Source organism: Mesorhizobium sp. USDA 4132 (assembly GCF_056279545.1).
On record NZ_JBWCCP010000002.1, the window covers coordinates 971,033 to 993,738 of the forward strand.

Below are 22,706 nucleotides of genomic sequence, written 5' to 3' on the forward strand. Positions count from 1 at the left end.
ATCGCCCATGGCTGACAGCCCCATTCTGGTGGAAACTGCGCCGCCCGCCCGCAGCATAACGCCTATCATGCTCATCGCGCTCGTCATCCTCGGCGGATGGCTGGTGACGGCGCTGGCCGCTTCGGCGATCGCGCCCTATGATCCCGATGCCATCGACATCATGAACATGCTTTCGCCGCCGAGTGCCGCCCATTGGTTCGGCACGGACCAGGTCGGCCGCGACGTCTTCTCGCGGGTTCTTTTCGCAAGCCGGGTCGATCTTTTGCTCTGCGTGGTCGGGGTACTTCCGCCCCTCCTGATCGGTACGACGATCGGGCTGTTGAGCGGCTATTTCGGCGGGGTGGTCGATAACGTATTCATGCGCATCTATGACCTGACCGTCGCGTTCCCCTTCTTCGTGCTGGTGCTGGCCATTGTCGGCGTGCTCGGACCGGGGCTGCTCAATTTCATCCTGGCGCTGACGCTGGTCGGCTGGGTCAGCTATGCGCGGCTGGTACGGGCGCAGGTGCTGACGATCCGCGAAAGCGAATTTATCCAGGCGGCCAAATGCCTCGGCTATGGGCCGGCCGCCATTCTCGGCCATCATGTGCTGCCGAACGCCATCGGGCCCGTCATCGCCTACGCGGTCAGCGATGCGGTGCTCGTTATGCTCGCCGGTGCGAGCTTCGGGTTTCTGGGCATGGGCGCGCAGCCGCCGCTGGCCGAATGGGGCGTGATGATCGCCGACGGGCAGGCTTTCGTGCAGCAGGCCTGGTGGATCTGCCTGTTCCCGGGCTTGGCCGCGATTTCGCTCGGCCTCGGTTTCGCGCTGCTTGGCGATGGATTGGGGCAGTGGCAACGGAAGGGAGTGACGGCATGAGCGGGCTGGAAACGGGCAAGCCGCCACTGCTTGAAGTCAAGGATCTGTCTGTCAGCTTCGGCGGCTTCGTGGCGGTGAAGAACGTGTCGTTCACGCTTCAGCCGGGAGAAATCCTAGGCATTGTCGGCGAAAGTGGTTCGGGCAAATCCGTGACCTGCCGCGCCGTGATGCGACTGCTGGCGGCGACGGCACGCGCCGAGGGCACGGTGGCCCTTGATGGACGCGACTTGCTGACGCTCAACGAGGACGAACTGTGCGCTGTTCGCGGCCGAGATGTCGGCATGATTTTCCAGAACCCGGCATCGCATCTCGATCCTCTGCGCCGGATCGGCCAGCAGGTTTCGGCGCCGATGATCCGGCACCTTGGCATCGGCAAGCGCGAAGGTCTCCAGCGCGCGGTCAAGCTGCTGGAAGATGTGGGTATACACGAGCCAGAAAAGCGTGCGCGCTCCTATCCGCACGAGTTTTCGGGTGGCATGAAACAGCGGGCGATGATCGCCGCCGCCATCGGCTGCCAGCCGAAGCTTTTGATCGCCGACGAACCGACGACAGCGCTCGATGTCACCGTTCAGGCCCGCATTCTCGAATTGCTCAAGGACCTCAACCGCAAGACCGGGCTTGCGATGATCCTCATTTCGCACGATCTGGGCGTGGTCGCAGATATCTGCTCGCGGGTCGTGGTCATGCGCAATGGCGAGGTGGTGGAACAGGGGCCGATCGACGACGTCATTAACCGACCGCGCCATCCGTATACGAGGCTGCTGATCGAATCCCAGCCGGGCCGTAAGAGCTATGGTACGGACGTTGGCCCGGAACGGACAACGCCCCTGCTTCGTGTCGAAAACCTTTCGGTGACGTTCCCCGTCGGTCAGGGGCTGTTCAGCGGCTTCGGAAGCGGCAATTCCTTCCGCGCCCTCGACGGCGTCGATCTGGAGATCAATACGGGCGAAACGGTTGGTATCGTCGGTGAAAGCGGCTCCGGCAAGAGCACGCTTGCCCGGTCGATCATCCGCCTGAACACGCCGAGCGGCGGCGTGACCCGTCTGGACGGACAGGATGTCGGTGCGCTGCGAGGAGAGGCGCTGACGGCGTTCCGCCGCCGCGTACAAATGGTGTTCCAGAACCCGTACGATTCGCTCAATCCGCGCCTGACGATTGCCGAGGCCGTCGCGGAGCCGATCTGGCGCCATGGCATCGCGGACCGAAAAACAGCGCGGAAAGAAGCCGATGCGTTGCTGGAGATGGTGGAGTTGCCGAGCAGCCTGCGCTATCGCAAACCGCAGCAACTTTCCGGCGGACAATGCCAGCGCGTCGGCCTTGCACGGGCACTGGCGCTGAAGCCGCAGCTTCTTATCGCGGACGAAATCACCTCGGCGCTCGACGTTACGACGCAGGCGCAGATCCTGGAACTGCTCGTGCGGCTCCAGCGCGAGCGCTCGCTGACGCTCCTCTACATTTCGCACGATCTCGCCGTGGTGAGCAGCTTTTGTCAGCGCGTCTATGTCTTCAAGGCCGGGCGCGTCGTCGAGCAGGGCGTAGCGCAGCACGTTCTGTCCACACCGCAGGATCCTTATACGCAGGCGCTGGTCGGTTCGCTGGCCCGGCTGCCGTCGGTCCGGACAATTTCCCCTTCACAACCGGTAGTGACCCATGCGCCTTGATGAATATGCAGCCCATGATGGAACCAGCCTCGCACGTCTGCTGGCAAATGGCAATGTCACTCCGAAGGAGCTCGGCCGGTGCGTCGAACAGGCCGTCGCGGCCGTGAACCCGGCGCTGAACGCCGTCATCGAACTCTATCCGGACGCGCTCGAGACCCTGCCGGAGGCGGCGTCCGCCACCCCCTTCGGCGGCATTCCCACCCTCACCAAGGATTTCCCGATCGAGGCGGGCCGCCCGGCCGAGTTCGGCAGCCGTCTCGCGCAAGGTTTCCGCGCCGCCAATGATGCCGTCTACTGGACACGGTTGCGCGCCGGCGGCCTGAACAATGTCGGCCGCACGACAAGTTCCGAATTTGGCGTCCCAGCCACGACGGAATCGCCCCTCTATGGCGCAACGCGCAATCCTTGGGATCCGGAGCGCGGCGTTGCGGGATCCAGCGGCGGTGCCGCAGCGGCCGTCGCCGCAGGCATCGTGCCTTTTGCACAGGGAAGCGACGGTGGTGGGTCAATCCGCAATCCGGCGGCGTTCTGCGGCTTGATCGGTCTTAAACCTTCTCGCGGGCGCGTTACCGGCGCGCCGAACGGAAACGCCCCGCTTCACGGCTTGGCAACTGCCTTTATGCTCACACGCTCCGTGCGCGATACTGCTGCCCTTCTCGACCTTTGCCATGGCCCCGATGCAGGCGACGGTTATGAGATCGCACCGCCAGTGGGCACCTATGTCGACGCCATCAAGCACAGGCCGCACGGCCTGCGCATCGCCCTTTGCACGCGCTCCTGGTCCGGGGTCCAGATCGACCCGGAGGTTCTTGCCGCGGTAAGATCGGCGGCGGAGCAGTTTTCATCCCTTGGCCACCATGTGGAGGAAGCGTCGCCGGACTTCGATTACCCGAGTTTCCTCCAGGCGCAGAAGATCATCTGGGCCGCCGACGCCGCCGCGCATATGCCAGCGATGGCGCGGCATATGAACCGTTCGCTCGAGGAAGCGCTTGGCGCCAGCGCATATGCTCTTTGTCGCTGGGGGCACGGCATCAGCGGTGCTCAGCTTGTCGACGCGCTGGCCGTCTATGACCGGGTGACGCGGCAGCTCGGGCGCTTCCTTGCCGGACTTGATCTCTTGCTGACACCAACCAACGCCATACTGCCAGAACCGATCGGAACGTTCGATCCGGACCGAGCGGGCATCGATGCGGAAGGCGTGTTCAATGATCTTGCGCCGAAGGAGACCTTTACCGCGCTGTTCAATGCGACGGGGCAGCCCGCTATCTCCCTGCCACTTGGACGCAGCCGAGACGGTCTCCCTATAGGTATACAGCTTGTCGCCAGTTTCGGACGCGACGACCTTCTGCTTGCGGCCGCCCGGCAAATCGAGGAAGAGGTTGAGAGCGCCCCCGGCATCTGGGGGCAGGGGCGGCCGACCATTCACGCCGCCAATTTCTAGGAGTCTGTCACTGTGGTGAAAGCACGAAGCGGCAAGGATGGTAAGGGATCAAGTGGCGCTGAACAGAAGATCGACATCGAAGCGATCCTGCGCGAGCGGATGTCCGGTTTCTCGCCCTCGGAGCAAAGCCTTGCCGGCTATATCCTGGACAATATCGAGATTTTGCCGTTCGAGACCGGCAGCAGCATAGCAGAGGCGGTGGGCGTTAGCGAAATGACCGTCACCCGGTTCGTTCGCGGCCTCGGTTTTGAGAGCCTGCGCGCCCTGAAGAAGCGGTTGCGCGTCGCGGTCTCGGAGAAGGACACCGAGGTCGACGATTACCTGGCCCGCTTCCAGATGCGCGACGGCCGGCAGTCGCAGTTGCAGGAAAGCCTGCGGTTGGAACTCGACGCCATCGTCAAAGCCTATGCCTTGACCAACACCGAAGCCTGGGAGGAGGCCGCAAGCCTGCTCGTGAAGGCCCGCACTATCTATGTCGTCGGCTTCCAGGCCTCGAAAGGGTTGGCCATGGATTTTGCCAGCCGACTGCTGTGGGCGCGACCCAACGTCATTTTCGTAGACAATACCTCGGGCACGTTCGGCGAAATCATCAATGCAGATCCGAAGCAGAGCGCCGTGGTCCTTATTGACACGGCCTCGTACGCGACTCGCGGCATCAAGCTTGTCGAGAAGTTGAAGTCGATGGGCATGCCACTGGTTATCGTCACCGACAAATTCAGTCATTGGGCGTTTGCATATACGCGCTTCGTTTTCGAGGCGCATACGCATGTGAAAACCTTCTGGGATTCTACGGCAAGTATCAGTGTCGTGCTCAATCTGCTCATCGACGCCGTTGCCACCAAACTCGGGCCAAAGGCTAAGCGCAACTTCGCCATGATGAGCGACATGGGCACACTCTTCGGAGAGTTCGTCGGCGGCAGCTATCTCCGCCGCGACGATTGATCCTTCTAAAACCACAAACGAAAGAACCCATGACGAACATCTCGCCACTCCGCGATCCAACTGCACCCGGCAATCCTCTCATTCCGAGGCAAGATTGGGACCGGGCGCCTTGGAACCGCTGGACCTTCCAGCATGTCAGGGAGCTGCTACCGACTACACCCGTATTGCGGGGAGGGGGGGCGGCAAGCGTTCTACCGAGCAATCTGCAGGATATCGACGCCATCTCCTTTGCGGCGGAGGGACAGGTCCATTCCATTGGCAGTTTTCTCGAGACGAATTACGCCGACGGCCTTCTGGTACTCCATGGCGGTAAGATTGTTGCTGAGCGCTACCTCAACGGCCTGACGCCCCATACCCAACACCTGTCGCAATCGATCGCCAAATCGATTGTCGGCACCCTGGCGGGCATCCTGATCGGCCGCGGAGTGGTCGACCCGGTCGCGGCCGTGACACAGTACCTGCCGGAGCTGGAGGCAACCGCATACCGCGGCGCGACCGTCCAGCACGTGCTCGACATGACCAGCGGCGTGGTCTTCGATGAGACCTACACAACGCATGATTCCCACATGGCGCAGTTGGATGTCGCCAGCGGCTGGAAGGATCGTCGGAACCCGACCTGGCCGACGAGTGTCTGGGACCTGATCCTGTCTTTGAAGGACTTGGAGTGCCCGCACGGCACCTCCTTCCGCTATCGCTCGATTGAGACGGATGTCCTGGCGTTCGTTCTACAGCGCGCCACGGCTACACCGCTCGCAGAACTCGTCAGCCGTGAATTGTGGGTGCCGATGGGCGCGGAGGAAGACGCTTACTTCACGGTGGATGCCGCAGGCTACGCCTTGGGGGATGGCGGCTTCAATGCGACGATGCGCGACTACGCTCGTTTCGCCATGCTGCATCTTCGCGGCGGCGAGATTGATGGCCGACGCATCGTGCCGACCGAATGGATTGCCGGGACACGGTTCGGCGCTGATCCAACGCTTTTCGGCGGCATCTATCAAGAAGTTCTGCCCGCCGGCGCATATCACAACCAGTTCTGGATCGAGGATGCGGCCCGCGGCGTCTATATGGCCCGCGGCGTCTTCGGACAACTGATCTACATCGATCCCGAGACGGATTTCGCGGCGGTTGTCCTGTCGAGCTGGCCGGAATTCGTCAGCACGATTCGGATGAAGACGACCCTGGCGGCCGTAAGCGCTATCCGAGGAGCGCTGTCATTGCAGTGAGAGGCTACTCCCTCTTTCTATGCGCAGCCGCGCCAGTTGGCCGGATGGTCCGGAGCGCACCGTTCACTAGGAACGGTGCGCTTTCTCTTGGCCGGCTATCAGCGGCAGTGCGCGTCGATCGTGTCACTGATCCAGGTATGGGCCAGCCCTCCGACCACCGCGGCGATGACCGCGGGGACGCGATCGCCCCCTGGGGCTTGATCCGGAGTGGTCGTAGACGCACAGATTATCCAACGCGCCAGCATCAAGCGACCTGTGTTGGATAATCACCTTTAACGGTGAGGAGGTAGCGGGCTTTTCCCTCCAGGATTACGCAATTGAGAACTCCGCGGGTGTAAATCTCCGTATCAACATTAATTCTGTTCGGCAGGCTTTCTACTTTTGGGGCGGGGGTATGTCCGTGGACCACCACTTTCCCAAAATCTTTTCTTGACTCCAAGAATTTGTATCGAATCCAAGTCAGATCATGATCGGTTTGTTGATCGAGTGGGATATCTGGATCAACGCCCGCGTGGGCAAAAAAGTAGTCATCAAGTTCAAAGTGGCTCGGTAAAGAACGAAAGAACGTCATGTGTTCCATTGGCAGGTGGTTTAAGAATTGACGACGGACATCTTCCGCAATCAAGGGGCTTTCGATGCCGGCTTCAATTTGCGATAAAGGCACCCCATAAGAGCGCAAAGTCTGTAGTCCTCCTTTTCGGCCCCAGAGAGGAAGAATGGTGCTGTCTTGCGCGAAATCGATAAGCCACTGCTCATGGTTGCCCCTCAATAAAACACAGTTAAAGTTTCTGCTTTTCCGCAGTTCACAAAGCTTTTCAATCACGAGCTTGGAATTTGGGCCACGGTCAATATAGTCGCCGAGAAATATAATTATGGGGTTTGCACTCGGAAATTCTGCTATATCTTCCCGAATCCTTCTCAACATCGAGTTGAGATGAGCATCATAACCATGGATATCAGCGACCGCGTAGATCCGACGAGAGGTCATCGGCGTTTGCGTTTTGATCCGAAAGTGCTCCCAATCCCCACACCCGAAAACCACCTCTAACGGCGTTCTAATGTTATGCGCGAGCACTTCGGCCTTGGTCATTCGGCCACTCCGACACGAGCATTTGTCGTTGCGTCATTCGACATAACACCTTTCCCAACGCTTGCTTCGTTCAGGTATATGCGGTCACCCAACTTGGAGACACTGAGCACGGTTGGTTTGATACTTCCCGACGATCGTATCTCCTTATTGGTGACATCGCTCAAGACCGACCTGTCTTCAGTAAGCTCTCTTAGGGGCCTCCCGGTCATTGATGCTGGGCATGGAATACCGAGTAAGGTCAGGACAGTTGGAGCGATGTCTGTGATCGAGCTTGGCGTATCCGCTATGAGTCCCTTCGCCAATCCCGCTCCATAGGTGGCGAGAACTGCCGAGAGTTCCGCGCTGTGGAGCCCGCCATGTGTCCCGCCGCCAAGTCGTAGGTCATAGTCTCCCGCGTCATAATAGGCGCTACCAGGAATTCCCGCCACACTCGTGTCGTTTCTGCTCGCGAGATTGATAACTAGGTCGGGTGCGCGAGGCCCCCCGGCACCAATGAGTTCAAGCGCTAACGTGTTGGCCAAGGAACCATCTGCAGATCCCGGCTCGGTGGCAGGAGTGAATGCACCACCGAACCATTCTTGTTCAGCCACGAAGGCCAGGATCTCTTCGAGAAGTACAGAGTCAAATTTCCGCATCCAAATCCCTGCGGCGCGACCGGGTCTCACCAGAACATCGGTCGTGTTGTCTTCAAAGGACGAGTCTGCTGCAAAACCGGCGTTGCGGAGCTCCTGGGCAATCGATAACAACCCGCTTATGGTTACGTGTCCATGATCGGAGACGACGAAAATGCTGATCTCATCCCGTTCCGGCTGAGCGGCGTACCAGTCGAGCAGCTCGCCAACCACTTCATCGCAATGCCTCATCTTCTCATAATGTTGGGGCGAGCCGAGCCCGTGCAAATGGGCGGCGCTATCGACTTCGGTTAACCACAAGATGGAGACAGCAGGCTGATAATTTGGCCATACCTCTTTTCGAAAAACCTTAAAGGCGGTTTGCGGTCCATCAGCCGAAATGCCGCCCGAGGGAATCTTGAGGCTTCGGTGAGTTTTCGCGGCGAAAGCATGCGGAAAGGATGGTTGGGGATGCTTTACGTTAAATCCGATATGCCCGCGCTGTTGCCCCTTCCAGTTTAGCGCCGACAACGCTCCAGGACCGCTGGACGTGATGACTGCGAGCTTCCGTTGAGCGCCACTAAGGATATCTGCGAGTGATGTCGCTGTGACCAACCGCCCTCCAAGCCGATCATCGGCAGCATACCAATCATGTGTGGTCTCCGTGAAAATCTGGGTGTGATCGGCGTCTCTCACGTAAAACTGATTGCCAAAAATTCCGTTCGCCTCGGCATTCGCGCCTGTGACGAGAGCGGTCAATGCGCCTCGTGTCTCGCTTGGAAAAACGGTCCTATGTTTCGTACTCCAAGTTCCGTTTCGTCCCAATTGGGCAAGATTGGGCATTGTCTTGTCATTGACCATGTCCGGTCTCAAACCATCAATCCCAAGAATAACGACATGCTTTGATTCACTGCCCATTTGGTTCGGCCTCCGCATTGTTAGGATATATCAATCTAGTACCAAACTCTTTGAAAGAGCTTGCGAATTCCTTGGGCGGAGCAAGGTCCGTAACTATAGTTCCGATTTCAGACAGCGGGACGGAAACATAGGTGCCGGAGGCGCCAAACTTGCTGTGATCGGCAATAAAGATCCTGCGGCGGCTCCTCTGGCAGAGAAGGCGTTTGAGATGTTGATCGTATTTCTCCGCCTCTACCAACCCATGCACAGGATCGATTCCGTAAGTGCCGATAATGGCGGTATCGAATACACATTCGGAAATGGCCTCAAGCACCTGCTGGCCTACCAAGGTTCCGTCCGTGTGGTTGTATTCTCCACCGGTCAACACAACGCGATGCTTCGCCCCCCCATAGAGGGCTTCCGCGATCGCAGGCATATTGGTCATCACGGAGATTGGCGGACCGTCATTGAGCGCTCGCGCCACGGATTGCGCCGTACTCCCTTGGGTTATAAATATCCACTCATTTTTCTCGATCAATCCCGCCGTCAATGCTCCAATTGAGGCTTTCTCGGTGCTCAGGCTGTTGACCCGCACGTTGATGGGCGCCGATCGCGCAGTCGGCATGGCGCCGCCGTGGACTCGGTGGACGAGTCCTTCCTTCTCCAGGGCTGCGAGATCGCGACGGATGGTTTCCATCGACACCGAATATTGTTCCGCGAGCCCGGCAATGCTGATGCTTTCTCCGGCATTGATCATTTCCTTTATCGCTTGCAATCGACTAGCCGCAGGCAATTTGCCTATTCGTGGGCTTCGAACTTCTGTCATCGGCTAGGCACCTTAATCGGAGTGTGACTATTTTTGAGAAATAATGATATTTTGAGGAGGCCGTGTCAACAACGTTTGGACCAGACCAACAGAAAGACATTCAAACCGGAAATGCGCTTGGTGAAAGTTAACACTTGTCGCGTTTTTAGGTTATTGAATGGTGTCTTCCTCTTGAATCGCCATATTTTATCACACAACTTGGTTCGTTTTTTTTGAGATTGTGTGATCGCCAAATCTCAGATTAACGCCGCCACGCAGAGCTTTCCTTCTGTTATCATGAACTTCTCTGCTCATTCTCCGAGCGGGAGGTATTAAAATGAGAATCAATTGGCAAGCCGAACAATTTCTCTTGACGAACCTAAATACACAAATTATCATTTTTACTCACAATACGTCACATTGATGTCACGCGAAATCGGTAGTCTAGCTGTCGCAAGGCGGCTTCACATGGGTGCCTACAGGCCAGTTTATTTGAACGAGAACTAGGAGAGAATGATGCTAATGAACAGAATTGTATGCTTGCTCGCCAGTGCGGCGACGACGGCGCTGGCGGTCGTTCCCACCACCTCATCAGCACAGGATCTGGATGCCCTTGTCGCGGCGGCCAAAGCCGAAGGCCAGTTGACGGTTATCGCCGTTTCGCATGATTGGTGTGGTTATGGCGCCCTCATTCAGGGCTTCAAGGACAAGTACGGACTTGTCGTAAACGAGCTCAATCCGAACGCCGGCTCGGGTGAGGAACTGGCCACGATCAAGGCCAATATCGGCAACAAGGGACCGCAGGCGCCCGACGTGATCGACATCGGCGCGGTGTTCGGCCCCACCGGTATGGAAGAAGATCTGCTGCTGCCCTACAAGGTGAAGACTTGGGATTCGATTCCGGCAGCCGTCAAGGATAAAGACGGCCACTGGTACGGCGACTATTACGGTGTGCTGTCGTTTCTGGTGAACAAGAATGTTGTAAAGAAAAGCCCTGCCGATTGGGCGGACCTGCGCGACCCGATCTACAAGAAGAGCGTTTCGGTGCCAGCCGATCCGAGGACGGCGAACAATGCGATCCTGAGCATCTACGCGGCGGGACTGTCGACTGGCGCCAAACCGGGTGCCGATGCCGCGAAGGCGGGAATAGAATTCTACCGCCAACTCAACGAAGCCGGCAATCTTGTTCCCACCTTCGGCACTGCTGCCGCGATCGCAAAGGGCGAAGCGCCGATCACGACACGTTGGGACTTCAACGGCATCGCCTACAACGAGGGCTTCCACGGCAACCCACCGATCGAAACGATCGTCCCCAAGACGGTGACCGTTGCGGGCGTCTACGCTCAGGCGATCAGCAAGCATGCACCTCATCCCAATGCTGCGAAACTCTGGATGGAATATTTGTATTCCGACGAAGGACAGATCGGCTTCTTGAATGGCCTGTGCCATCCGATCCGTTTCGACCACATGCGCAAAACCGGCATCATCACTGATGAAATGGTCGTCAAGCTTCCTCCCGCCGGGGACAACCTCGTATTCCCGGAGCTTCAGCATCTGGTCGAAGCTGGCAAGGTTGTCGCTGAAAGCTGGACGACGACTATCAATGTCAAGAAGAACTGACGTGGACGGACCTGAGAGCGGACTTGTCGGGTCGGGGTATCCCCGACCCGACAAGCTGTCGGCCGCGCTGAAAATGTTTGTGCAAAAGCGACCAGACTGGTCCGCATTGATCGGAGTAGCGCCGTTCTTTGCTTTCGCCGCTGTGATGATGGTTGCACCAACAGTTGCGCTGGTCGCCGACGCCTTCGTTAATCGGCAAGGCCAGTTAACCCTGAAGAATTTTGTCGATCTGAACACGCCTGAGGTCATCGCCGCGTTTGCGGAATCCATAAAAATATCCTCGGCGTCGGCTGTGCTCGGCGGCTTAATCGGCCTCGGTCTCGCTCTAGTCGTTGGGCGCGGTGTCAGCAATTCCCGGGTCCGCTCCATCGTGATGACCTTCTGCGGAGTGGCTTCCAATTTCTCTGGAGTTCCGCTTGCCTTTGCATTCATCGCGACGCTCGGCCGTCTTGGCCTAGTCACGACGGCACTCAATACGATCGCGGGCCTTGACATTTATGATGCCGGTTTTGATCTGGCGAGCTTTTGGGGCCTGACGATCACCTATCTCTTTTTCCAGATTCCGATCACGATTACCATCATGATGCCCGCCATCGACGGACTGCGGCGCGAATGGCGCGAGGCTGCGGCAATTTTGGGCGCCAGATCCTGGCACTATTGGAGGTATATCGGCCTGCCTGTCCTGTGGCCCAGCCTGCTCGGGACACTAGCTCTCCTTTTCGCGAATTCCTTCGGTGCCATTGCCACGGCCTACGCCCTCACCGGCTACGCGGTGAACATCGTGCCGATTTTGCTCTATGCTCAAATCCGTGGCGATGTGTTGCACAATGAGAGTCTCGGTGCCGCACTGGCGCTTGGCATGATCATCGTCATGGCATTTGCCAACACCATCTATCTTGCCCTCCGCACCCGCGCTGAACGGTGGCTCAGATGATAAAAAATATGCATCTTCTTCGTTGGATCTGTCTGATTGTAGGCGCTGCTTTTTTCCTAATGCCATTGATCAGTACAGCAGAGTTCTCGCTGAGCCTTAGACGCGACGGCTATAGTCTTGATGCCTACCGTTACGTGTTCGCCGACCCGGATTTCGTTTCGAGTTTCAGTTATTCCGCGCTCATCGCGTTGTGCACCATCTTCGTAGGTACTATCCTCGTCTTGCCAACCGTCTATCTGGTGCGACTGCGTCTTCCATGGCTTCGGCCGGTCGTCGAGTTCATTGTGCTGTTGCCTCTGATCGTACCGCCGATCATATTGGTGTTCGGTTATCTCAGGATGTTCTCTTCCTCATCACCCTTTCCACTCACGGGAACGGCGCGCGGGTCCGATATCCTATTGATTTGCGGCTACGTGACCTTGACCCTGCCTTATATGTATCGAGCCATCGACACCGGCCTCCAGGCAATCAATGCCCGCGTGCTCACTGAAGCCGCAACAATTCTCGGCGCCAGACCAATCACTATTATTGCCCGCATAATTCTACCAAATATACTGGTTTCTGTGTTGTCTGGTGCGTTCTTAACTTTCGCCGTTGTAATCAGTGAGTTCGTAATGGCGAGTCTCCTCACGAGGCCTGCCTTTGGCCCCTACATCCAGAGAGTTGGGGTAGCAAAGGCCTATGAACCGGCGGCATTAGTCATTCTGTCATTCTTCATTACCTGGACCGCCATGGGACTGGTCCAAGTTTTGGCGCGCTTTTCCCCTCATGTGCGAAGAGAGAGTAAATGAACCTGGTCGTGTCCTCCGCCAAAAAAAATACCGCCCTTCACCTTTCCGGGATCAGCAAACGGTTCGGGGGGCATGAAGTTGTTCGCCTAGATCTTGAAGTACGCAAAGGCGAATTCATTTCGGTTCTCGGCCCATCCGGCTGCGGAAAGACGACGGTCTTGCGTATGATTGCAGGGTTCGAGCATCCGACGACTGGCCAAATTCTCATCGATGGGAGAGATGTTTCCAGGTTGCGCCCAGATCAACGCAACCTCGGAATGGTATTCCAATCTTACGCGTTGTTTCCGAATATGTCGGTTGCCGCCAACGTCGGCTTTGGTCTCAAAATCGCGGCCATGGCAGATCGAGACATACAAAGGCGTGTTGCTGAGATGTTAGAACTCGTCGGTTTGACAGGGTTGGAGCGGCGCTTTCCTTACGAGCTTTCGGGAGGCCAGCAACAGCGTGTGGCTTTGGCACGAGCGTTGGCAACGAAACCAGCGATGCTCTTGCTTGATGAACCACTCTCGGCACTCGATGCAAAGATTCGTCTTTCTTTGCGTGAACAGATTCGAGATATCCAAACTGAACTCGGCATCACCACGCTTTTTGTGACACACGACCAGGAAGAGGCATTGTCGATGTCTGACCGGGTTGCCGTCATGAACAGCGGAAGGGTCGAGCAGTTTGGCACGCCCCTTGAGATTTACAATCGTCCGGCCACGCGTTTTGTCGCATCATTCGTTGGAACGCTTTCTGTCCTCAAGGCAACGCTATTAGACCCAGCGAGCGGATCCGTGAAGGTCGCAACCGCGACTCTCAGAAATCTGGAACTTCCGCAGGGTATTGCGCGGGGTGACCATCTCTCACTGGCAGTTCGGCCAGAAGCAATACGCTTTGGCGCCCACAAGGGAGATGCCATACTGAGCGGCAAGGTCATAGGTGTTGGCTTTCATGGTTCCGTAATTCGGTTTAGCCTTATCGTTGGCAATGAGACAATAACTATTGACACCTTTAACACGCCGCTGTCCTCCCCGCCGTCGCGCGGCCAGGACGTTGATATTTCGATAGACCCCAAAAGCGTGTTTGTGATGCGAGCTGAATAATGGGATCTGTTGCAGCGTTTGGTTCCCGACAGTATCGCACAAATCCCTTCGACTGTTTTCTGAGAGTTTTGATGTTCAAGGGGGCCAGTTTGGCGTGAAAACACGAAAGTGCGCGTGGTCTTGGCGGCTGCTCGGCTTGGCGGCAACGCTATATATAGCTGGGATTTGCTGCGTGGCGGCACCGCTCCATCAATCTGGAGTTGTAATTTTGAGCGCGTGCTATGGTCGGGATCTCGCGGAGGACAATGACCTCCTGCCCGAATTTGGCAAACCTGACTTGAAGGACCTGCAGAGAATGGTTTCAGATGGGTATCTCAATTCGTGACCTAGCTGAGGCGAGCAGGTCATCCACATTGTCTTCCTATAACTTTGAGAAATCAACTTCCCGTTTGAATCTTGGACAGATAGTCTTGGCACCTATCTAATTCGTGCTCAAATCCTTGATCGGGCTGATCTCCTCCATCCAGTGCGTGGAGGTGACCGGCGTGACATTACAAGACTGGCAAAGAGGCCCCGAGTTGTTCCTGTCCGTTTTCGACGTCTTCAAGATTGGTATCGGCCCTTCGAGCTCGCACACGATGGGACCGATGTCGGCCGCCAACCGGTTCCTGGAGGTCATCCTGTCCAGTGAATGGCCGCGCCCGACCGGCGCGCATGTCGCGGCGCTGAAGGTGAGCCTGCACGGTTCGCTCGCGTTCACCGGGATCGGCCACGGGACGGGCAGGGCGGTGATATTGGGACTGGTCGGTGAGGAACCCCACGCCGTCGATCCGGACCGGATGGACGCGATCATCGACGAGGTGGAGAAGACCGGCCGCGTCACGCCGCCCGACCATCCCGCTTACGACTTCCAGCCGAAGACCGACCTGATCTTCGACAAGAAGCAGCCACTGCCCGGCCATGCCAACGGCATGAGTTTTTCAGCCTTCGATCGGGACGGCCGGCTGCTCCTGAAGCGGATCTACTATTCGATCGGCGGCGGGTTCGTGGTGACGGACACCGAGCTTGAGGCTATGCGCGGTGCCAAGAAGTCGGCCGGCGACTCGCGCATTCCCTATCCATTCGCCTCGGCAAAGCAGATGCTCGATATGGCGCGCGGCTCAGGCCTGACGATCGCCCAGATGAAGCGCGCCAACGAAGAAACCAAGATGAGCTCCGCCGAACTCGATGTCGGTCTCGACCGCATTTGGGAAGCGATGTCCAGCTGTATCGACCGCGGCCTCAAGGTCGACGGGATCATGCCGGGCGGGCTGAAGGTGAAGCGCCGGGCGAGAGCGATCCACGACAAGCTGAACGAGGAATGGCGCAGCAACCGGCTGAACCCGCTGCTCGCCAACGACTGGCTGAGCGTCTACGCGATGGCGGTCAACGAGGAGAACGCCGGCGGCGGACGGGTGGTCACGGCACCGACCAACGGTGCAGCGGGCGTCATTCCCGCGACGGTACGTTATTACCTGCATTTCCACGAGGACGCTACCCAGGCGGACGTCCATAACTTCCTGCTGACGGCGGCCGCAATCGGCGGCATCATCAAGCACAATGCCTCGATCTCGGGCGCCGAAGTCGGCTGTCAGGGCGAAGTGGGCTCGGCCGCCGCCATGGCTGCGGCAGGGCTTGCGGCTGTCATGGGCGGTTCGCCGGAGCAAATCGAGAACGCCGCCGAGATCGCGCTGGAACACCATCTCGGCATGACCTGCGACCCGATCGCGGGCCTCGTGCAGGTGCCCTGCATCGAGCGTAACGCGCTCGGCGCGGTCAAGGCGGTCACGGCCGCCTCGCTCGCGATCAAAGGCGACGGCACGCATTTCGTGCCGCTCGACGCCTGTATCGAGACGATGCGCCAGACCGGCAACGACATGAGCGAGAAATACAAGGAAACCTCGACCGGTGGTCTCGCCGTTAACGTGGTCGAGTGTTGATGGAACCGCTCAGTTCCATAAGACAAGTTACGCCACTTCAAGTTGCAGCCGCAAAGTTAAAGTGTCCTGTTTTTGCAACGTTGGAATGTCACACTCCCCGGGTCTGATTGACGCCAGGGAGATTGCAGATGGGATTGATAGCGATGAGCGAACGCGACCTGCAGCGGATCGAGATTTTGTCGACGGTGATTGCCGGCCGGATGACGATGGTGTCGGCGGCGCATGTGCTTGATCTGAGCGAGCGCCAGGTCCGTCGTCTGCTGGATCGGATCCGGACTGGCGGTGCGGCGTCGATCCGGCACAAGGCGATCGGCCGACCGTCGAACAATCGGATTACCGATGGCGTTCGGGATTACGTGGTGACGCTGGTTCGGGAGAGTTATGCGGATTTTGCACCCGCGAGCCCGCCTTCTCCATGGCCGAGGCAGTAGACGAGATCGTGCGCATCTTTGCGCTCACGCGGGTGATCAAAGGCAAGCCGGCAATGTTCTCCCACGTGGCGACTATAGCTCCTCCCGCTGACATGGTGGGGCCGGAAAAGCAGCGGTTCTTAACGGTCAGGAACGCCCTTGTACGCCAGACTGGCTACGGCTACACCGCGAAAACACCGCATTAGGCAGAGGCTCTGTTCGGTGCGTCGCTGGAGGAGATAAAAGAAGGGCGACCCAAACCGTCACCCCACCCCCTCTCGCGACTTCGCCAACTGGAGCTCGCCCTCGCGACCGAGGCGATCGCCGCCCTTTCAGCCTCGGATCTCTCGGCAACCATTTGCCTTCCAAACGCCATCGACACGACATCGGGGGCGGTACGGCAGTTCGCAGCGCATTATCGTAGCGAAGGTGACGGATCAAAAAAGCGGCTACGAGCCTTTCAGCAGGTACAGGCAGCACTCGCCTCGGCCTTCCCCGCACGCTTTCTGCAGCTCGTGGAATGGCTCGATGTCGATGGATGGCGAGAGACGATGACGATATTTCGGAAAGCGTGGCGTGAGCGCGGCTGCCGGCCGGGTTTCCTTCAAAACAGTCCAGGGAAAAAGAGAGGGTTGAGTTCGGGCAATCCGGCTTCAACCGACGCCGGTCGAGACCAAAAAGGCCGAAGAGAAGGTGGCTAATCCCTTCACACAGCTGCCTGAGCAGAGGCCGGAACGACGGGGATCTGAACTGGAGCCGGAGGAGGTGTGGCGGGCGCGTCTCGCCCGTGAGCAACAGGAACAGGTTCTGCGCGAGCAGCAGCGTCAGCGTATGGCCCGCATGCAGGCGCGGGATTCCGCCTATGATGCGCCTCTCGCCATCGATCGCGGCAAGCTGGAATCGCGGTCGAAAAAGAGGACGAGAGCGCCGGAGCTCGGACGACGACAGCCGCCGCGAACGGAAACGCCTCCGATCTTTACACCGCCGCCTTGCGCGCCGGTCTTGGTGGGCAGAATGTCGATCCGAACGGACAGAGCTCCAAGGAAGACTTCTTCAATGCCGACCTCAAGGATCTCGGCTATCTGTCGAACACCGTCGTGCCGCAGCAGTCCCTGTACGAGCTGAAACGAGGCACGGTTATTCCGGCGACATTGATAACAGGCATCACTTCCGACCTCCACGGGCGTATCACTGCGCAGGTCAGCCGGAATGTGTACGACTGCGCGACAGGCCATCGCCTGCTGATCCCGCAGGGCACGAAACTGTTCGGTCGCTACGACAGCAAGGTTTCCTTTGGCCAGAGCCGGGTTCTTGTCGTCTGGTCCGATATCATCTTTCCAAACGGCTCGACATTGCAGATCGGCGGCATGGCCGGCACGGATGCGCAAGGATATGGTGGGTTCGGGAACAAAGTGAACAACCACTATCTCAAAACCTTCGGCTCGTCTGTCATGAGCGCACTGATCGGGACGGGCATCGACATGGCGGTGCCAGAGCTCAACGCTTCCCACGCAGGATACAGCATCCGATGCGGCAAGGCGCAATTTCGCCGAGACCTTTGGGCGAGTAGCCGACCGCACGATACAGCGGAATATGGACGTGCAGCCAACGTTGGAGATCCGGCCGGGCTATCAATTCAACGTCCTCGTTGATCAGGACATTGTTTTTCGGCGACCTACAGAGACTGACGCCACATATAAGGTTCGTTCGATAGCAGACCCGAACTCGCCGTCTGGACCAGACGCGCTGCCGTGGAATTCAAAAACTCATCGATACAAAACGACAAGGAACCCTCGCGCGGCCCTGTTGCCGATGTTTGAAATGTGATGATTGACATCGGCCGGATAACGCGCCGTTTCACCAGCTTTCAGGCAAACCCGGCTCTCGCCACTTTCGACTCCTAATCCATCGGTGATGGCGGTGAAGTATTCAGACGTGCCTGGTGCGTGCGGTTCACTGGCGAGTTTGCCGCCCTGTTCGATCTCGACGCTATACCACTCTGACTGACCGGCCAGACGCGGCGAACTAAGGATCTTTAGACGGCATAGTCCATCTGCGCTGCGTATCTCCGGAGTATGCTCCGCTGATATCACCTCAATGTCATTTGCGCCTGTCGCCGCACTGCTCCCGCCGATCAATTCCGAGAAATCTATTTCGAGCGCTTGCGTGAGGCTCCAGACCACGACAAATGTCGGATTGGCCTCTCCGCGCTCGATCTGGCTGAGCATTGACTTCGATACGCCGGAGCGGGTGGCAAATTACTCCAATGTCAGCTTGCGGCGCTTGCGCTCCTTTTGAACTATCGGTCCAATTTTCCATGTACGCTGAACCATTTTCCTTTGAGCCACTCTCTATCAGCTTCCATCATGTCCTGTATAAAGGAATTTTCCCGTTTGTGGAATTTTTGCGCTTGCGTTACGAGCGTTTGCACATGATAGTGTAAGAACGCGGGAGAGAGGAAGGTCAAAGAGCCTCGCCGAAGGAGCAACCGCCCCGGAAACTCTCAGGCAAACGGACCGCGCAACAAATACTGAACTCTGGAAAGAGAAGCATTCGCTTCCACCGACGGTGTAAGCAGTCAGACTAATTCCAGTCAGGCTGTGAAACTCTCAGGTCAATGACAGAGGGGGCACGGGAGAGCCGCGAAGGCGGTTGTTGTTCTAATGCCTCTACGGAAAGATCGCGTCGCCGTGATCGGCGCGGGTATCACTGGCGTCACCACCGCTTACAAGCTTGCAAAATCCGGGCTTCAAGTCACGCTTTTCGACAAGCACCCATATGCGGCCATGGAAACCAGCTTCGCCAACGGCGGGCAGCTTTCCGCGTCGAACGCCGAAGTCTGGAACAGTTGGACCACGATCCTCAAGGGGATCAAATGGATGTTCACGCCGGGTGCGCCATTGCTCGTCAATCCCAAGCCTTCATGGCACAAGTTGTCCTGGATGGCAGAGTTTCTAACCGCCATTCCAAAATATAGTTCGAATACCGAAGCGACAGCGAGGCTCGCCATCGAGGCTCGCCGCCATCTCATCCAGATGGCGGCTGACGAAGACATTGCGTATGATTGCCAAACCAGAGGCATTCTGCATTTCTACAGGTCGAAAAAAGGGTTTGAGCACGCGGCCAAGGTGACGCAGATTCTTGATCAAGCGGGCCTGACAAGGCGGGCCGTCACATCGGATGAAATCCGATCGATCGAGCCGACCCTACAAGGCAATTTCTACGGCGGCTTTTATACCGAAAGCGATTTCACCGGTGACATTCACAAGTTTACGAACGGATTGGCTTCTGCCTGCCGACGGCTGGGTGTACGGCAGATGTTCGGATGCGACGTCTCCGATATCGACGTGCTTGCCAGTGAAATCAGGATTGGTTTCGGTCAGTTCCAGGCAGGGCAGGACAGGGCTGAGAGCGCTGTTGAAAGCTTTGACAAGATCGTCATCTGCGGCGGGGTTCATTCCAGACGGCTGGCCGCGCAGCTGGGTGACAGGATCAATGTCTATCCGGTCAAGGGATATTCGATCACGGTCAATCTGACGGAGCAGCACGATCAGGCTGCGGCGCCTTGGGTAAGCCTTCTCGACGACGATGCGAAAATCGTCACCAGCCGGCTGGGAGAAAGCCGGTTCCGCGTAGCTGGAACTGCCGAATTCAACGGTGCGGGACGTGATATTCGCGACGCCCGTATAGAGCCACTCGTCGCCTGGTGCCGCAAGCACTTCCCGGCGATGAGCACACGGCAATGCGTTCCCTGGGCCGGCCTGCGTCCGATGATGCCGGATATGATGCCGCGCGTTCGCGCCGGCCGAAAGCCCGGTGTCTTCTACAATACAGGTCATGGGCATCTCGGGTGGACGCTGTCAGCTGTCACCGCGGAAATGGTTACAGGGCTCGTTCTGGGTTCCGACCAAGTAGCCTGAAGTTCGTTTTCAGATGACAAATACTGACAGATGCGCTCACTTGATAATTCCTATAGGAATTATCCTATATCACGGATAAGCATTTACATGGCTAGGAAACTAGAAGCTCATCTGAGCGCGCTACTGGCTCAGATTGAGCCGATGGCCTTTATAAGCACGAACGTCTCGTCACCAGCCAGCGAGACGGCAAGATATCGATCTCCGGCAAGAAGGAGAACCGCGAGGTCGTCAATCTTTGCGCCAACAACTATCTCGGACTGGCAAACCACCCCGACATCATAGCCGCTGCAAGCGAGGATTGGAGGAATTCGGTTTCGGCATGGCCTCGGTGCGTTTCATCTTTGGAACGCAGACACTACACCGGGAACTGGAGCATGCGATTGCCCGATATCTCGGCAAGGACGATGCCATCCTGTTCGCAGCCTGTTTCGATGCCAGTGGCGGGGTATTCGAGCCCCTGCTGGAGGCCGAGGATGCCATTACTTCGGATAGCCTCCACCATGCCTCGATCATCGACGGCGTGCGGCTATGCAAGGCAAAGCGCTATCGTTTCGCCAACGGCGATATGAGCGAACTGGAAGGCCATTAAAGGAGGCGGCACGAGATGGCGCGCGATTCAAGCTGATCGCCACGGACGGCGTCTTCTCGATGGATGGCTATGTCGCAAATCTCTCCGCGATCTGCGATCTGGCCGAGCGCTACGGTGCCTTGGTCATGGTCGATGATTGCCATGCCACCGGGCATCTCGGCGAGGCCGGCCAAGGGCCATCCCATAACCAACATCTACCGCATGGTTGTGGCGTGCGGACCGCAGCTAAAGTCGCCGGTAGTCCAACCCTGGACTTTCCATCAGACGCGTCTCACGCAGAGTACCGCTACCTTTCAGGATTGGATAGGCGATCGCTGCAATGTGAGCATTAATGCGTTTGAGATCCCGCAGGATGTCGAGATGAAGCGAGCTGGTCTGTATGCTCTCGATCTTGCCGTCACGAAGCCGCGCCATGTGATTGGCCGCCGACCGCTCCTCCAGATGGCGGATATCGACCTTGGATTCCACCAGTTGGCGCGCCAGCTGCGCGTCGCCGGTAACAAGGATGCTCTGGGCCAGCCGCAGGTTTTCGAGCGTGACGCGGTAGAGCTCTTCGATCTCGGAAGCGCCCTCTGCGGAGAAGCTCAACTGGTTGCGGATTTTCTTGTCCACCAGGTCGCGCAGGTTCCGGTCGATGATATCGCCGATGTGCTCGAGGTTTGTCGCATAGCCGCTGATCTCGTTGGAGCGCTGTTCGTTCTTCTCGTCAAGCGCAGAACTGTTAAGCTTGGCGAGGTAAAGTTTGACCGCGCTGTTCAACCGATCGACCTCATCGTCCATCGCGGCAATGCCGGAAGAACGGGCCGTGTCGTTCTTTCTGAGCGCCTCAAGGTTTGTCTGCAGCATCTTCGTGATGCAATCGCCGATGCGAAGGGTCTCGCGGGCCGCCCCCGCAAGTGCAAGGGCTGGCGTATCGAGGCTGTCGGGATCAAGATGACGGGGGCCGCCCTCGATTTCCGTGGCCTCCGGGAGGAAGCGACGCATCAGGGCGGACAGTGGCCGCAGCACCGGGAGCATGATCACGGCAAGCAGAATGTTGAAGGCGATATGCGCATCGACGACGAGTGCGGCCGGTCTATGGCTTATGTCCAAAAGAAGTGCCGCAGCCGTTTCGATAAACGGCAGAACGATCATACATCCAATCAGCCGCATAAGCATATTGCCGATGGTCACGCGACGGGCCAGCGCACCGTAGTTCAGAGTTCCCAGGACTGGTGGGATAGCACCGCCAAGATTGGCGCCGAGCACCAGAGCGATACCGAGTGCAGGTGTCACAGTTCCGCTTGCAGCCAGCGACATTGCCAGCAGAACGATGGCGAGGCTGGAGGAGGCCGCGATCGCAAGCACGGCCGCAACGATCACGGCAAGCGCCGGCACCGCGTCGAGGGATGTCATCAAGGCGACAAGCACGCGGGAATGCTGCATGGGCTCCGTCGCCTGCCCGAGAAGCCGCAATGACAACAGCATCAGTCCAAGCCCAAGGACGGCGCGCGAGAGGCCCTTGGCTGGCTTGGAATGGCTGAAGCCAAAAGCAAACACGCCGGCCGCAATCATCAGCGGCGCAAGGAAGTGCAAATCGAACGCGAGGATGCGCGTGACCAGGCTCGTGCCGACATTGGCGCCAAGCATGATCGCCTGCGCCATCATCGAACTCATGAATCCGCTTCCGGCAAACGAGGCAGTCATCAGCGCCGTTGCCGTGCTGCTCTGCAGAACGAGGGTTGCGAGAAGGCCGACGCCAAACGCCAACAGCCGGTTGCGCGTACCGGAGCCAATCCACCGGCGCAGTCGTACGCCGAAGGATCGGATCACGCCGGTCTTCACCAGCCGAAGACCCCAGAGAAGAAGTGCGACTGCGCCGATCAGGTCAAGCATGGTCTTTCCTCGCCCTGACGTCTGGTGAGACGCG

Annotated in this window: 15 protein-coding genes, 4 pseudogenes and 1 riboswitch; of the genes and pseudogenes, 14 read left to right on the forward strand and 5 right to left on the reverse strand. The window is 58.0% G+C overall.

Annotated elements, in window-relative coordinates; all coding sequences use genetic code 11:
- Nucleotides 1–7 precede the first annotated feature (7 nt).
- The 5 genes from ACZ9IU_RS27295 to ACZ9IU_RS27315 are packed head-to-tail and all read left to right on the forward strand — an operon-like array spanning nucleotide 8 to nucleotide 6,126.
- On the forward strand, nucleotides 8–859 hold the full coding sequence (locus ACZ9IU_RS27295; protein ID WP_040124788.1) for an ABC transporter permease: 852 nt from the start codon (nucleotides 8–10) through the stop codon (nucleotides 857–859).
- Entirely contained in the window at nucleotides 856–2,520 is a 1,665-nt protein-coding gene (locus ACZ9IU_RS27300) for an ABC transporter ATP-binding protein (protein ID WP_040124786.1), read from the forward strand. The genes ACZ9IU_RS27295 and ACZ9IU_RS27300 overlap by 4 nt, the downstream gene beginning before the upstream one ends.
- Nucleotides 2,510–3,961, forward strand: a complete 1,452-nt coding sequence (locus tag ACZ9IU_RS27305; RefSeq protein WP_040124785.1) for an amidase — start codon at nucleotides 2,510–2,512, stop codon at nucleotides 3,959–3,961. Before ACZ9IU_RS27300 ends, ACZ9IU_RS27305 begins: the two co-directional genes overlap by 11 nt.
- 15 nt (nucleotides 3,962–3,976) lie before the next feature.
- On the forward strand, nucleotides 3,977–4,903 hold the full coding sequence (locus tag ACZ9IU_RS27310; RefSeq protein WP_498957848.1) for a MurR/RpiR family transcriptional regulator: 927 nt from the start codon (nucleotides 3,977–3,979) through the stop codon (nucleotides 4,901–4,903).
- 29 nt (nucleotides 4,904–4,932) lie between these two features.
- Complete coding sequence (locus tag ACZ9IU_RS27315; protein ID WP_040124781.1) at nucleotides 4,933–6,126, forward strand: serine hydrolase domain-containing protein; 1,194 nt, start codon at nucleotides 4,933–4,935, stop codon at nucleotides 6,124–6,126.
- A 244-nt stretch (nucleotides 6,127–6,370) separates the two neighbouring features.
- On the opposite strand, the gene ACZ9IU_RS27320 is transcribed toward ACZ9IU_RS27315, so the two are convergent.
- From ACZ9IU_RS27320 to ACZ9IU_RS27330, 3 genes are read right to left on the reverse strand one after another with little or no spacing between them, the layout of a single operon-like run.
- Nucleotides 6,371–7,216 carry a metallophosphoesterase family protein gene (locus ACZ9IU_RS27320; RefSeq protein ID WP_051900462.1) on the reverse strand — a complete coding sequence of 282 codons (846 nt, stop codon included), beginning with the start codon at nucleotides 7,214–7,216 and terminating at the stop codon, nucleotides 6,371–6,373.
- Complete coding sequence (locus ACZ9IU_RS27325; RefSeq protein ID WP_040124780.1) at nucleotides 7,213–8,745, reverse strand: alkaline phosphatase family protein; 1,533 nt, start codon at nucleotides 8,743–8,745, stop codon at nucleotides 7,213–7,215. The genes ACZ9IU_RS27320 and ACZ9IU_RS27325 overlap by 4 nt, the downstream gene beginning before the upstream one ends.
- Nucleotides 8,735–9,550, reverse strand: coding sequence for a DeoR/GlpR family DNA-binding transcription regulator (locus ACZ9IU_RS27330; RefSeq protein ID WP_080719344.1), 816 nt, complete (start codon nucleotides 9,548–9,550; stop codon nucleotides 8,735–8,737). Before ACZ9IU_RS27330 ends, ACZ9IU_RS27325 begins: the two co-directional genes overlap by 11 nt.
- Nucleotides 9,551–10,051: 501 nt before the next feature.
- Between ACZ9IU_RS27330 and ACZ9IU_RS27335 the strand changes: the two genes are divergently transcribed.
- The 7 genes and pseudogenes from ACZ9IU_RS27335 to trbI all read left to right on the forward strand — a co-directional run.
- Nucleotides 10,052–11,149: an ABC transporter substrate-binding protein gene (locus tag ACZ9IU_RS27335; protein WP_157885302.1), complete on the forward strand. Its 1,098-nt coding sequence runs from the start codon at nucleotides 10,052–10,054 to the stop codon at nucleotides 11,147–11,149.
- A 73-nt stretch (nucleotides 11,150–11,222) separates the two neighbouring features.
- Nucleotides 11,223–12,083: an ABC transporter permease gene (locus tag ACZ9IU_RS27340; protein ID WP_051900700.1), complete on the forward strand. Its 861-nt coding sequence runs from the start codon at nucleotides 11,223–11,225 to the stop codon at nucleotides 12,081–12,083.
- On the forward strand, nucleotides 12,083–12,874 hold the full coding sequence (locus ACZ9IU_RS27345; RefSeq protein WP_498957849.1) for an ABC transporter permease: 792 nt from the start codon (nucleotides 12,083–12,085) through the stop codon (nucleotides 12,872–12,874). Before ACZ9IU_RS27340 ends, ACZ9IU_RS27345 begins: the two co-directional genes overlap by 1 nt.
- Nucleotides 12,871–13,959 (forward strand): ABC transporter ATP-binding protein, encoded by a 1,089-nt coding sequence (locus tag ACZ9IU_RS27350; protein ID WP_051900461.1) that lies wholly within the window; start codon nucleotides 12,871–12,873, stop codon nucleotides 13,957–13,959. Before ACZ9IU_RS27345 ends, ACZ9IU_RS27350 begins: the two co-directional genes overlap by 4 nt.
- Before the next feature lie 518 nt (nucleotides 13,960–14,477).
- Nucleotides 14,478–15,878 carry an L-serine ammonia-lyase gene (locus ACZ9IU_RS27355; RefSeq protein ID WP_040124777.1) on the forward strand — a complete coding sequence of 467 codons (1,401 nt, stop codon included), beginning with the start codon at nucleotides 14,478–14,480 and terminating at the stop codon, nucleotides 15,876–15,878.
- Between the two features lie 128 nt (nucleotides 15,879–16,006).
- Nucleotides 16,007–16,276 (forward strand): annotated as a pseudogene (locus ACZ9IU_RS27360) (helix-turn-helix domain-containing protein); the annotation flags it as partial.
- A gap of 666 nt (nucleotides 16,277–16,942) precedes the next feature.
- Nucleotides 16,943–17,956: pseudogene (gene trbI / locus ACZ9IU_RS27365) on the forward strand (IncP-type conjugal transfer protein TrbI); the annotation flags it as partial.
- A 98-nt stretch (nucleotides 17,957–18,054) separates the two neighbouring features.
- On the opposite strand, the pseudogene ACZ9IU_RS27370 reads toward trbI, so the two are convergent.
- Nucleotides 18,055–18,534 (reverse strand): annotated as a pseudogene (locus ACZ9IU_RS27370) (helix-turn-helix domain-containing protein); the annotation flags it as partial.
- A 192-nt stretch (nucleotides 18,535–18,726) separates the two neighbouring features.
- A riboswitch (glycine riboswitch) is annotated at nucleotides 18,727–18,817 on the forward strand.
- A 134-nt stretch (nucleotides 18,818–18,951) separates the two neighbouring features.
- Between ACZ9IU_RS27370 and ACZ9IU_RS27375 the strand changes: the two are divergent.
- Both ACZ9IU_RS27375 and ACZ9IU_RS27380 read left to right on the forward strand, forming a co-directional pair.
- Nucleotides 18,952–20,208, forward strand: coding sequence for a D-amino acid dehydrogenase (locus ACZ9IU_RS27375; protein ID WP_040124773.1), 1,257 nt, complete (start codon nucleotides 18,952–18,954; stop codon nucleotides 20,206–20,208).
- A 143-nt stretch (nucleotides 20,209–20,351) separates the two neighbouring features.
- A pseudogene (locus ACZ9IU_RS27380) lies at nucleotides 20,352–21,012 on the forward strand (aminotransferase class I/II-fold pyridoxal phosphate-dependent enzyme); the annotation flags it as partial.
- Nucleotides 21,013–21,022: 10 nt separating this feature from the next.
- Here the strand turns inward: ACZ9IU_RS27380 and ACZ9IU_RS27385 are convergent.
- A complete protein-coding gene (locus tag ACZ9IU_RS27385) occupies nucleotides 21,023–22,672 on the reverse strand; it encodes a Na/Pi cotransporter family protein (protein ID WP_040124772.1) in 1,650 nt (549 codons plus the stop codon).
- Nucleotides 22,673–22,706 lie beyond the last annotated feature (34 nt).